Genomic DNA, 12,141 nt, shown 5'->3' with positions numbered 1-12,141 from the left:
GTAGCATTTTTAGCTTTGTGCTAGAGCTAGGTTCGCCAAAAATACTGCTGTAAGGATTGTTTGTTTGTAAAAATGTATCCAGATCTAGCCAGTCTTGCTGAGTTTGTTTGTTACTTACGACATCAGCAAGACTGTAAATAGGCATAGTTCTAAAAGCCTGCCTAACGGGAATTTCAGTATTTAGGCTACTTTTGCCACCCATAAGCATACCGCCACCTTGCGAATGGATAAAACTAACAAACATACTTTCTATACTATATGCGCCGTCTTGGCTATCATACACGCTCATATCGTGATCAAAAGCATTGTCTCCGTGCAAACCTTGTGGAATTTTAAAATAAATCTCCCTTACAAGCCCGGTATCTACACCCTGAGAAAATGAAGCTGTTTGGCGCAACTGCTCGGTATCTTGCTTGTTAAAAATATGCGTAATTTGTGCATCTCTAAAATCGATCTCCACTATATCTCCAACCACAAAAAGAGATGGTCTCGTATCAGCATATCCACTTGGCAATTTATTAAGCTCTGTTTTTGTATAGCTCTTCTTGTCAGTATCTACGAAGTTTTCAAATAGCTTATAATACTGTCCTACAGTATCAGCATAATCAATATTTGTAGCCACTATATTTGTGCCAGTAAGCCAGCTTGTTTTTTGACAGTATTCTTGTGTTTTATTATTTATAGCATCTAGTGTGCTTTTGTGAATTTTAAAGTCTTGTGGCAAGCCAGCAGCTTTGTTAAAATCCGCCCCCATAAAGCCTTTGCTATCTACGCTATATCCGTAGGCAGTAGCAGTAGTTTGATTTACAGTAGTTGCCGAGCTTACAGCCGAATTCATAGCTAAATTTATCTCTACATTTGAGCTAGGGAATTTTAAGTATTCCATGCCACCCACTTCTAGCTTTTTGTCTGTTTTTATATCGCTTTGTATCTCATTAGCGAATTCTAGATTAAAAGTTTTATTAGAATTTTGTTCTTTACTACTAAAACTAGAATTCCAGCTTGTGAAATTATTATTTTGTGTTACTAGCATTTTTACCCTTTTTTAAAATTTTTTCCATAAAGTCATACCAAATACAGCATCAGGTGTAGCTGAACTTCCACCAAAGCTAGAATTTACTCCTAGTGCTGTGTCACTATTTACACTATAAGTAGCCCCTACGCTATAAGTAGGCAATGAGCGAGTATTTGTGTTTTTGTAGTCATTTATTTTTTGCGCTGATTGAAATCTTTGTTCTATGCCTAAATCAAGGCTGATTTTAGGGCTAAGGACTATGGATAAATCTCCACCAAAATAAAAGCTATTTCCGTATTCTATATTTGCTAGGTTAAATTTTCTTTTTTGATTATAGCCGTATCCTGCTTTTATACCATATATTACTGGGTCGCTATAGCCTTTTAGTGAGAATTCTAGATTTTGAGATTTTAGCCAAAAGTTTTTTGTCTCATCGCTTAGTCTTTGTCTTTGGGCTATTGCTGATTGAAACCTTGCTTGTGGGATCAGCTCTGCTATACTATCAAAGGTATAAATAAAGCCTAGCCATAGAGCATCAAAGTTGTATTTAGTAGAGCTTTCGTGTTCTAAGGTATTGTAGTTAAAATACTCATTTCTAGCCCCACTAGCCGAGCCACTTGCCAAAACATCTAGCTTTGGAGTGATTGTGTAAATAAAAGTTTGTGACAGGGTCAATTGCTTGGTATCTTCCCAGCTTGTAGCAGCTGAGTTTATATTAAGCGTTGGGTATAGGCTATATGTATTTGGATTGCCTGAGCTTGTCAAAGATAGATTTGTAATACTTCTAAGACCTATTTGCTTTTTAAAAAGAGTATCTATATTTAGAGCATCAGATGCGTAAATAGATACACTAAGAGCAAGTAGGAGTAGGAGTTTTTTCATTTACTTTCCTTGTTTTTATTGTATATTAAGCAATATCTGTTCCAAAATGAGAGAGAAATAGTTTTGTAAAATAAATTTAATTATTTAAAATCAATTCTAGAATTTCTCAAAGAATATTTTATTTGGGAAGTTTATTTTTTCTCTTTGAAATTCTAGTTTTGGGTTTATTAGCAGTGCGTATCCACCATTTTTATCCCTATCCCAAAGGCTGTAAAACTGAGATTTAGATGCTATATACTCGCCGTGGCTAGGGTCAAGGATAACAAGATAATCGCCATCATAGTTTATAAGCACCACAAAATGTGGAAATCTAGGATCATCTTCTATTTTTACAAGAATTGGCGCCTTTAAATGCTCTAAAATATCTCTATCTATTTTATATGATTTTGCTTCGTAGTTTAGTGATTTTAGAGCATCTTCAAGGTCAGCAAAGCTTACCATATCAGTGTGTAACTCTTTTTTGCTAAAAACTTTTATCATATCCATTTCAGTGAAGTTTTGCTTGTCTATGAGATTTAGGATTGTAGCCATACTAGCAGCACCACAAGAAGCCTCGTAGCTTTGTCTTATGGTGCGAGCATTTTTTATCTCTTGATATGATTTTACAGCAAAATCTGCACAGCAATGACAAGTTAATAAAAATGCTAAAAATATGCTTTTCATTTGGATAGTTTATGCCCTTATATCTATTTTTTTCATAATTTCTAAAAAAGCTAATGGATTATTATTTTTTAAAAACTCTTCAAAAAATGTTTTTAAAAGCTCATTTTTGCTCTCAGAGTTTAGATTTTTGCTTTTTGCTCCGTTATATTGTCGCATTAACATACGATTTTTGCGTTCTATTTCATCAGCTGCACTTGTTATATCAGCTGCTACTTCGCTTAGATTTTCTCTTAAATTACCAAAATCAGCTTTGATATTTTTTCCGCCACTTTGATCGCTTAGCTCTTTTACTCTATTTTTCCACTCATCTATGCTTATAGGTTCAAGAAACAAAGCACTAGCTTTTTCTTTCATGTTTGGCGCGCTAAAATTTATAGCATTTTCATCGTAGAATTTCACAATTTCTAATTGTTCTTCATCACTCATAGCGATAAATTGCTCCATAAAAGTTCCTTTTTTCTCTCCGCCAAAAATAGCTTGAGTTAGCGAATATTGTAATGCTTCTACAATATTGCCATTAGGTTTTGGCGAGTTTAAGAGCTTATAGATTTGGGTGCTTTTTGGATCGGTTTTCTCATCATTGCTCAGCTCTTCTTTCCAAAGCTTGATTTCTCCGTTTTTTTCTTCACCTTTTATGCCTGAGTTTACAAATGCATCAATTTTTGCCTTACTTAGCTTGCTTGCGCTTAACTCGTTTTGGTTTTTTACTTCGTTTGAAAATGCCTTTGTTATAGCAGCATAAGCTCCAGCCTCCACAAATCTAGAACTAAAAGTTTGTGAAAAAATATCATTCATTTTAGACCTACCTTGTAACCCAAGAGCTGTCTAAATGGAGCAACAAGTGAGTTTGTCGCCGCTTCTGAGAAAAAAGCAATTTTTTTCATATTTGATTTCTCATTTGTGGTTTAAGGGTATATTTAAATGCCCTTGAATTCACCTATCGGCAAAATCGCAAATAAATTTAATTTTTTAAGCTTAAAATAGCATTTTTATTTTATGTGTGTAAATTTGTAACATATATTAGAATAATTATGAAAAATATGGAAACAAATATAATATTTTTGTAAAATTTTTGCTATGATTGCCCTAAATTATAGAAATATAATCAAAGAAGTTAATATGAGAAAAATTATTTTTATACCGGTTTTGCTTGCTAATTTTGCTTTTGGTGGGACGCTATATAATAACTATTATAATAAGGTTATAAAACCATATAATAATAACTATAATGCCAATACAAACTCACAAACCTACCATCAAAGTATATATTCTAATGCGTTTTGTGCATGGTATGGGTGCATTTCTGGAAGCTGGACTAATAAAAAATAGTTTAATATGGATAAATTAAAATTTAACCACTTTGGATATGAGAGCATAGCTGGTATAAGTATGTTCTCACTCCAAAAACAAGCCATAAATAGCAGAAGTGATACTGAGCTATCCAAGCTTGATAAGAGTATAGACAGCATGACTAGCACAAAGATTAAAGTAAATTTTAATGAGAGTGCTTTTAAAAATCAAGTATATTTTAAAGATAATACAAGTGGAGAGTATATAAAAATAGGTCTTAGTGATGAGAATTTAAATAAGCTTAAAAGTGTATTTGATACGAAAGATTTTTTTAGTAGAGATGATGGCTCAACTATCTTAAATGGCAAGGCTGAGAGCTTTGTAGGGGGATGGTTTGGGGATATTGCTTATAAAAGGGGATATTTAGAAGCTGATAGTAATAGCGATGGATTTATGAGTAGCGTAGAGCTTATGGATACATATTCGGGGTTTGGCTCTGAAGGTAGATACTATTTGGGCACTATGAAAGCAATAGCCGATGGAGCTAGCGGCTATACACAATATACTAAAGAATTCCAAAATAGACACTCTACAATGTCTAATAATAACAAATACACAAGCGATACAATAGAAAAAGAGCTAAATAGGACACTAAATAGTGATAAAAATAGCGATGGCAAGTTAAGCTATGGCGAATTAATAAACAAAAAAGAGCACAAAGAAGATGTAGATGATGTAATAAACTATATACTAAAAGAAAAACAAAATATAAATTTAAGCGTAGATGAAGCTGATAATAGAGTTGTTATAGCATATAACAAACAAAGATCTGGTAGCACTTTAACCCCTGAAGAAAAAGCACTATTATCTAAGGCTGGATTATTACAAGATGATAAACTGATTAATTTAAGCTCAGTTATAGAAAATATAAGTGCTAATATAGCCAAAGTGGATTTTAGAGTGTGATTAAGGCCTAATGTAGCCACACGGCCCACTGCCAAAACGGCATTATATTGTATGTGATTTTATCGATTTTAACCATTTGGCTTTGCGAATTTGATATTATATCTACTCTTTTTAGCCCAAGCTCATTACAATAATTACCTAGCTTTTTAGCTTTTAAAACTGCAAGCTCAAACGGTAAAAACGGCAAAACCAAAATCCCCAAATTCATATCTGGAATGATAAAATCAAGATAATTGCTATATTTTATCTCTTTTTTTAGCTTTAAGAGTTCGCAAAATACCATATTTGCTATTATCGCCTTAGGATCTTTATGTAAATTTAACGCCGTCTTTAACGCAAAATCGCTAAAATACACCCTTTTTAAATTACTATTTTCATCTATATTATAAATAGTTTTTATAATATTTTGATCTTTAAGATCTAAAATATTTTGATACAGCTTATCCTTACTAAGCTTCATATGTGATTTTAAGGATTTATAAATTTTAAATATATTTAGTGGTTGATGTATGTAATTAGCTATATTTGCTAAGATTTTGGCATTCAACTCCCCTTTTGAGGCTTTTATATGTTTTTGTAAAAACGCTCCAATCTCAAATTCGCTTAAAAATGGACTAAAAGCTAGATTTCCACGATTTAAAAAGTGGCTAAAAAGCGTTTTAGCATCATAATTTTTACGATAAAATAGTATGAATTCTTCATAATCTAGCCCAAATATCTCAAGCTCATCAAGCCCATCTATATGAAGTGAGTTTAAATCAGTAGAGACAATGATATTATCACAATTTGGCAAGATAGGTGGCTCTTTTACATTTTCAATCGCTACTGCATTTATGCCATTAGCCTTAATAAACTCATCAAGATTTTGCTCCACGCCAAAGCTTCTTACATCATCAAGATCGATATACAAAAACTTCTCAAATTTGCTTAAATGGTTTAAAATAAGTGAGCTTTTTCCGCTACCATTAACGCCTTTTAATAGGGTTTTTGGGCTTTCGATTTTGATTTTTCGCTCTAAAAACTCTCTTGATTTTGGCGGATTTTGATACAAATACTCTAAAATACTCAAATTTTATCTCCAAAAAGAGAGCTTTGAAGAGCTTTTGGCTTAAAGCTTAGTCTAGTCAATTCATTTGAGCCATATTTTCTAAGTGCTTCTATATGAGCCTTGACCCCATAACCCTTATGCTTAGCATAGCCAAAATTTGGATATAAATAATCAAAAGATCGCATTTGCATATCTCTACTAACCTTAGCAATGATACTAGCAGCACTAACTTCGGGCACTTTCGCATCTGCTTTGACTATGGTTGTAATCCCTTTAATCCCATAATCACAGTTCCCATCATAGATTATCTTATGTTCTTTAAAGTGAAATTTAATCACCCTTAAAGCTTGTCTTAAACAGTTGCTAAGCCCTATTTCATCTATAATTTTATTGTTAAAATATATGGTTATAAATTCGAATTTTTCAACCAAATTTAGATAGATTTTCTCCCTTGCTTTAGGGGTTAGCTTCTTAGAATCTTTTAAGCCAAGTTCGCTTGTATCGCCATTAAAAGCACACCCACAAACCACTAACTCACCAGCTAAAGCACCCCTACCAGCTTCATCAACACCGCAAATATTAGCCATAAATTTCTTTAATCAACTGCCTTTAAGCCTTATCTAAGTGTCAAAGTATATCCATTGCCGCTTTGTCTTATGGCATAATGATAATTACCATCTAAAAACAAGACAACCCTATAATATCCCTTGTGGGCTCCTATTGTGGCTTTTTTTAGTGGGCCTTTGTCGATTTTTATAGTTTTTGTAGTAAAATCGCTACTTCTGCTAAAATCCATAACAATTTTATCAGGCTTATTAATAATAAAATCCCTTATCATTTCATCACTGCTAATAATCTCAATTTTTGAGTTGAAAATATCAAATTTGATAAAATCCATAAACGAAACACTTTTTAGCGGTGGCTCTATCTTTGGCGGAACGCTAAGTGGCTTTGGTGCTGCTTGTTTAGCCACAGCTTGTTTGGTCTGCTCATCAGTAGTAGTTACAGACACATCAAGGGCTGGAGTAGCCTGAGTGGTTACTGGCGATTGCGATGAGATGATTATATCATCATGCCAGTCAAAACTCGCATTAATATCAACTATTTTTTGCTTAATGCTACCATCTATAGATTTATAGCTAAAAGTCGCACTCACTAGCTCTCTAGCATCGCTTGGGAATTTAGCAATTACTCTATCTAGTTTTGGAGCGTTTTCACTAACATTTGTTGAATCTAGCGTAGTAACATTAATATCATCAGGAACAAACGGATTTTCTCTAGCTAATAAAGCTATAGCACAACTTGCTATTAATATAATTTTTTTCATTTGACACTCACTTATAGCTATCTGGATCTAGTCCAATTAGCTCAAAATACTCTTTTTGTAGAGCTGAATTTAGCTCTTGATACTTCTTGACTTCATTATCTAAGGCGGCTTTTTGCTTTTTTAAGTCGTATAATACAGTTGCTGAGCGACTTCCAAAAAAGACATTACCAACATAAATTGCAAATATTATAGTGGCAAATATCAGCAAGGAGTATGCGATAACCCTTCTAAATGAACTTGGCTTCTTATACTCCAGCTCGGCTAAAATAGGATTCAAATCCCATCACCTACATACTCTCTTGTTTCGCACTCAATCTCAAGTAGGCGATTATATTTTGCATTTCTCTCGCTTCTACTTGTTGCGCCTGTTTTGATCTGACCTGTATTTAACGCCACAGCAAAATCAGCTATAAAGCTATCTTCACTCTCGCCACTTCTATGGCTCATTATACATCTATAGCCATTTCTTTGAGCTAGACGCACTGTTTGCATAGTTTGACTTACTGTACCAATCTGATTTGGCTTGATAAGAACTGCATTTGCTATGCCTTTTATAATTCCCTCTTTTAGAATTTTCTCATTTGTTACAAATAGATCATCACCAACAAGCTGAACTCTATCTCCAAGTCTATCAGTTAGTAGCTTCCAGCCCTCCCAGTCATCTTCGCTAAGTCCATCTTCGATTGAAAATATCGGATATTTTTGGCACAATTTTTCGTATTTCTCCACCATCTCTTGACTTGTAAATTCCTTGCCTTCAAGCTTATAAACCTTGCCATTATATAGCTCACTAGCTGCGACATCTAAGGCTAGTTTTATCTGCTCATTTGGTTTATACCCAGCTTTTAATATAGCTTGCATTATCAGCTCTAGTGGCTCTTCATTATCTTTTAAATTTGGAGCAAATCCGCCCTCATCGCCAACAGCCGTGCTATGGCCTGCATCATTTAATAGCTTTTTTAGAGTTTGGTATATCTCAGCTACAGCCCTAAGTGCATCGCTAAAACTAGAAAATCCAAATGGCATAATCATAAATTCTTGAAAATCCACGCTATTATTAGCATGAGCTCCGCCATTTATAATATTAAACATCGGCACAGGAAGAATAGAAGCATTAGCCCCACCAAGATACCTATATAGCGGAAGTTTGCACGAATTTGCCGCCGCTCTAGCTACTGCCATGGATACACCAAGAGCTGCATTAGCACCGATTTTACTAAAATTATCAGTGCCATCTAGTGCGATTAGAGCATCATCAATCGCCTTTTGATTTAACGCATCCTTACCACAAAGCTCTTCTGCTATCATTGAATTTACATTTTTAATAGCCTTTAAAACACCCTTGCCACAATATGCTTCTCCGCCATCTCTAAGCTCTAAGGCCTCCCTTTTACCTGTGCTAGCACCACTTGGGACAACTGCTGAGCCTGTGCTTCCATCGCATAGCGTTACAAAGGCTTTAATCGTAGGATTTCCACGACTATCTAAAACTTCTATAGCTTTTACTTCTTTAATTACTGGCATTACTCTTCCTCACTTTCATTCTCATCATCTGCACTACTCATCATGCTATCGCCTAGATTTTCACGGATTTTAGCAGTAATCTCATCAGCGATATTTAAATTCTCTTTTAAAAACGCCTTAGCATTCTCCCTGCCTTGACCAATTTTCGTGCTTTCATAGCTAAACCAAGCACCGCTTTTATCGATTATATCAAGCTTAACGCCATAATCTACAATCTCGCCTTCCTTGCTTATACCCTCGCCAAACATTATATCAAATTCAGCCACCTTAAATGGCGGTGCGACCTTGTTTTTTACTACTTTTACTTTTACACGGTTTCCTATAGGCTCATCACTTTGCTTAAGCGTAGCGACCTTACGCACATCAAGGCGGACTGAGGCGTAAAATTTAAGTGCGTTACCGCCAGTTGTAGTCTCAGGTGTGCCATATCCCATGGCTCCTATTTTCATACGAATTTGGTTGATAAATACAACCGTAGTTCCCATTTTATGGACGATACCAGTAAGCTTTCTTAAGGCTTGGCTCATTAGCCTTGCTTGAAGGCCGACATGCTGATCCCCCATATCGCCTTCTATCTCGCTTTTTGGCGTGAGCGCTGCAACGCTATCAACTATGATTAGATCCACCGCTCCACTTCTAGCTAGGGTCTCTACTATATCAAGGGCTTGCTCGCCAAAATCTGGCTGAGATATATATAAATTATCTGTATCAATACCTAAATTTTTAGCATATTTGACATCAAGAGCGTGCTCTGCATCTACAAAGGCACAAACTCCACCATTTTTTTGACACTCAGCTATCAAATGTAAAGTAAGAGTAGTCTTACCAGAGCTTTCAGGGCCATAAATTTCTATAATTCTACCTTTTGGCACCCCACCAATACCAAGAGCGATATCAAGCCCAATCGATCCTGTGCTAATGCTATCAATAGGCTCAATCTCCTTATCTCCTAGCCTTAAAATAGTGCCTTTACCAAAGGCCTTATCAATCTGCTTAAGAGCTAAATCAAGGCTTTTTTTCTTATTTTCGTCCATAATTTTCCTTGTGATTTTGGTTATACAAATGGGGTTATTTTATCTTAAAAAAGCTAATAGCCTAATAAAATTTAAATATAAATTTGATTTTTATTAAAATTTACTCTCCATTTGAGCCATAATAGAGTGGCTTTTTGCTTCATTAGCGTAATTGCCATAGTAGATTATAGATAAATTTGTATTATCATCTACCTTACATCCTAAGGCTAAGCTTGTATCTATATAGGTGTTAATGAGCTTAGTATCTGTCTTATCCATATTTAAATTTTGATATTTTAAGGCGGTTTTGTGAGTATCGCTTAATAGCCTTTTTACCCCAATTTTTGCCGTGGTGTAAATATTTTCATAATCCTTTTGCCATGCGATGGAGGCTGATAAATTTGGCAAGTTTAGATGAGATTTAGCATACTCTTCATAGCCTAAAGTATAATTGCTTATATTTATTCTATCATAGCCTAGAGATAGCTCTGGGGATATGGTGTTATTATTTTGGTAGATATTGACCCCAAGAGCCGCACTAGCACCTATGGAGCTTAATCTAGCTCTATCTGAATTTAGATACTCTAGCGTCGTTGTCCTAGCCTCATCTAATTTAACTATTTTGCTTTTAGTATATTTATATGCACTATGTAATTTGACATACGCATCTATCCTATCTAACAAATTTAACTCCCCATAGTAGCTAACCCCTGTGTAGTATGATCTATCATCTAAGCTAGAGCTTCTTGGCATATTGGTACTAGCATACTCATAGCCAGTATAAAGTGCCACCATAGCACCTATATCTAGGGTTTTACTAGCTCCTATTAGAGCACCATAAGTATTTGTGGTGGCTTTGCCATTTTGTAAATTTAGCTTTGTATGGCTAGCATATGGCGTAGCAAATCCCACCCAGTCATCACTGCTTAAATCAAAATTTGTTAAATTCAGCTTCCTTAGTATATCCATATGGGTGTTGCTAGATATAGTGTGATTGTTTATCCATACTCGCGGTATATCTACTTTAGCTTTATTAGAGATTATATTTATAGCTTGTCCGCCACCAGCTAAGGTTATACAAGTCATATTCATTATTCCATTATTGTTAAATACCAGCGTATCACAGTTTATACCAATCTCATCGCCCACTCCGATATAGCTAGTGCCATTATGCTTTAATACCATATTATCTAGTGCATGCACGCCACCGGTGCTACTACCTGATGAGACTATGATGGAGTTATTACCAAATTTAATCCCATCTACATTATCCCCAGCTACAAATATCCTATCATCTATATTGGCATTGCCATTAGTGGTATCTATACTGCTTAGGCTAGTCCCGCCTAAGCTAATGCCCCACATAGTAATATCTATGTTTCCATTATTATATATTTGAGCACCATTTTGATCTTTAAATATTATCTTGCCGTAATTAGCTAAATTTGATATATTAGCACCAGTATCATTATAAATTCCATATTTTTTCGCTCTTATGGTGCCGTGGTTGATTATTCCAGCTATTTTGCCTTTATTTTCTATAGCTTTATCTTGAGTGTATAGACCTACATTCATTCCAGCGTTATTTATCATATTTCCGATTATCTCGCCAGAGTTTATTAGCTGTTTAATAGTATTTGGCGAGTTATTGATAATATCGCCTACTATCTTACCATTATTATCTATCTTATCTATTGTTCCATCGTTATAAATAGCCGTGCTAGAATGAGATATAATCGTGCCATTATTTTCTATAGTGCCTATGTAGTTATCATTGTAAATTCCATTATATCCGCTTAGAGTGCTACTATTTGTAATCTTTGATATGGTGTTATTATTGCTAATCCCAGCGTGATTTTCGCCTTCTAAATTCGCATTAATTATCAAATCTGTAATCTCGCCGCTATTTTTCACCCCATAATCTAGCCCACTCATATCAGTTTTAATATTAACCCTACTAAGCACACTATCATTATCAATAACAATCGAAGTTTTTTTATCAATCTGTATTTGACTATCTATCTCGCCTATAATTCCGCTATTTTTGATTATCGTTTGTGAGTCGCTTAAGAGCTTTGAGCTTGGCATAAGAGTTAGCTTTTCTATCACGCCTTCATTATTTATAGCTGCTTCCTTGCCACTTATAGTCCCTGAATTAATCAAATTTGAGATTACTGAGCTATTATTTATACCAAATTTATCTCCAGCGATGACGCCTTGATTATCTATCTTATCTATTACTCCGCTATTATCTAGCCCAATCTTTGCAGTTATAGTGCCGTGATTGATTAATGAGCCTATTTTATTACTATTATTAATCCCGATTTTACCGCCACCTATAGTTTTAAAATTTTGTAAATTTGCTATTTCGCCTTGGTTATTTATAGATGTTATACTATTTTGATTATTTATA

The 12,141-nt window shown here is 34.6% G+C and carries 13 protein-coding genes; 2 read left to right on the top strand and 11 right to left on the bottom strand.

All coding sequences use genetic code 11. The annotated features are described in order from the left end of the window. The 4 genes from CSUIS19073_RS07595 to CSUIS19073_RS07580 all read right to left on the bottom strand — a co-directional run. Positions 1-1,033 (bottom strand): Cj0814 family flagellar-dependent secreted protein (locus CSUIS19073_RS07595; RefSeq protein WP_337214402.1); only part of this gene is annotated, 1,033 nt, incomplete at its 3' end. A 12-nt stretch (positions 1,034-1,045) separates the two neighbouring features. Further along, a complete protein-coding gene (locus tag CSUIS19073_RS07590; protein WP_086237113.1) occupies positions 1,046-1,897 on the bottom strand; it encodes a hypothetical protein in 852 nt (283 codons plus the stop codon). A gap of 96 nt (positions 1,898-1,993) precedes the next feature. Beyond that, the gene (locus tag CSUIS19073_RS07585) at positions 1,994-2,560 is read right to left on the bottom strand and encodes a C39 family peptidase (RefSeq protein ID WP_086237114.1); all 567 of its coding nucleotides are present in this window, start codon (positions 2,558-2,560) and stop codon (positions 1,994-1,996) included. Positions 2,561-2,569: 9 nt separating this feature from the next. Continuing rightward, entirely contained in the window at positions 2,570-3,355 is a 786-nt protein-coding gene (locus CSUIS19073_RS07580; protein ID WP_086237115.1) for a hypothetical protein, read from the bottom strand. Between the two features lie 324 nt (positions 3,356-3,679). Between CSUIS19073_RS07580 and CSUIS19073_RS07575 the strand changes: the two genes are divergently transcribed. Both CSUIS19073_RS07575 and CSUIS19073_RS07570 read left to right on the top strand, forming a co-directional pair. Next, entirely contained in the window at positions 3,680-3,889 is a 210-nt protein-coding gene (locus CSUIS19073_RS07575; protein ID WP_141082458.1) for a hypothetical protein, read from the top strand. A 6-nt stretch (positions 3,890-3,895) separates the two neighbouring features. Then, a complete protein-coding gene (locus tag CSUIS19073_RS07570) occupies positions 3,896-4,816 on the top strand; it encodes a hypothetical protein (RefSeq protein WP_086237117.1) in 921 nt (306 codons plus the stop codon). Between the two features lie 7 nt (positions 4,817-4,823). Here CSUIS19073_RS07570 and CSUIS19073_RS07565 read toward each other — a convergent pair whose 3' ends face one another. From CSUIS19073_RS07565 to CSUIS19073_RS07535, 7 genes are all read right to left on the bottom strand, one after another. Further along, positions 4,824-5,885 (bottom strand): ATP-binding protein, encoded by a 1,062-nt coding sequence (locus CSUIS19073_RS07565; protein WP_086237118.1) that lies wholly within the window; start codon positions 5,883-5,885, stop codon positions 4,824-4,826. Further along, entirely contained in the window at positions 5,882-6,451 is a 570-nt protein-coding gene (locus tag CSUIS19073_RS07560; RefSeq protein WP_086242316.1) for a ribonuclease HII, read from the bottom strand. Before CSUIS19073_RS07560 ends, CSUIS19073_RS07565 begins: the two co-directional genes overlap by 4 nt. Positions 6,452-6,480: 29 nt before the next feature. Then, entirely contained in the window at positions 6,481-7,191 is a 711-nt protein-coding gene (locus CSUIS19073_RS07555) for an AMIN domain-containing protein (RefSeq protein WP_086237120.1), read from the bottom strand. Positions 7,192-7,198: 7 nt separating this feature from the next. Further along, entirely contained in the window at positions 7,199-7,468 is a 270-nt protein-coding gene (locus CSUIS19073_RS07550) for a hypothetical protein (protein ID WP_086242315.1), read from the bottom strand. Next, positions 7,465-8,715, bottom strand: coding sequence for a phosphopyruvate hydratase (gene eno, locus CSUIS19073_RS07545; RefSeq protein WP_086237122.1), 1,251 nt, complete (start codon positions 8,713-8,715; stop codon positions 7,465-7,467). The genes CSUIS19073_RS07550 and eno overlap by 4 nt, the downstream gene beginning before the upstream one ends. After that, complete coding sequence (gene recA, locus CSUIS19073_RS07540; protein ID WP_086237123.1) at positions 8,715-9,749, bottom strand: recombinase RecA; 1,035 nt, start codon at positions 9,747-9,749, stop codon at positions 8,715-8,717. Before recA ends, eno begins: the two co-directional genes overlap by 1 nt. 93 nt (positions 9,750-9,842) lie before the next feature. After that, positions 9,843-12,141, bottom strand: a 2,299-nt coding sequence (locus tag CSUIS19073_RS07535; protein WP_337214401.1) for a hypothetical protein, incomplete at its 5' end; no start/stop codon positions are given.

It is taken from the genome of Campylobacter sp. RM19073, assembly GCF_024723495.1.
GTDB lineage: Bacteria > Campylobacterota > Campylobacteria > Campylobacterales > Campylobacteraceae > Campylobacter > Campylobacter porcelli.
Note: the sequence above shows the minus strand (reverse complement) of the source record. Positions and strands in the feature narration are given on the sequence as shown.

Coding starts and splice junctions, on each gene's coding strand:
- CSUIS19073_RS07590 (WP_086237113.1), bottom strand. CDS start 1,897: ATGAAAAAACTCCTACTCCTACTTGCTCTTAGTGTATCTATTTACGCA.
- CSUIS19073_RS07585 (WP_086237114.1), bottom strand. CDS start 2,560: ATGAAAAGCATATTTTTAGCATTTTTATTAACTTGTCATTGCTGTGCA.
- CSUIS19073_RS07580 (WP_086237115.1), bottom strand. CDS start 3,355: ATGAATGATATTTTTTCACAAACTTTTAGTTCTAGATTTGTGGAGGCT.
- CSUIS19073_RS07575 (WP_141082458.1), top strand. CDS start 3,680: ATGAGAAAAATTATTTTTATACCGGTTTTGCTTGCTAATTTTGCTTTT.
- CSUIS19073_RS07570 (WP_086237117.1), top strand. CDS start 3,896: ATGGATAAATTAAAATTTAACCACTTTGGATATGAGAGCATAGCTGGT.
- CSUIS19073_RS07560 (WP_086242316.1), bottom strand. CDS start 6,451: ATGGCTAATATTTGCGGTGTTGATGAAGCTGGTAGGGGTGCTTTAGCT.
- CSUIS19073_RS07555 (WP_086237120.1), bottom strand. CDS start 7,191: ATGAAAAAAATTATATTAATAGCAAGTTGTGCTATAGCTTTATTAGCT.
- eno (WP_086237122.1), bottom strand. CDS start 8,715: ATGCCAGTAATTAAAGAAGTAAAAGCTATAGAAGTTTTAGATAGTCGT.
- recA (WP_086237123.1), bottom strand. CDS start 9,749: ATGGACGAAAATAAGAAAAAAAGCCTTGATTTAGCTCTTAAGCAGATT.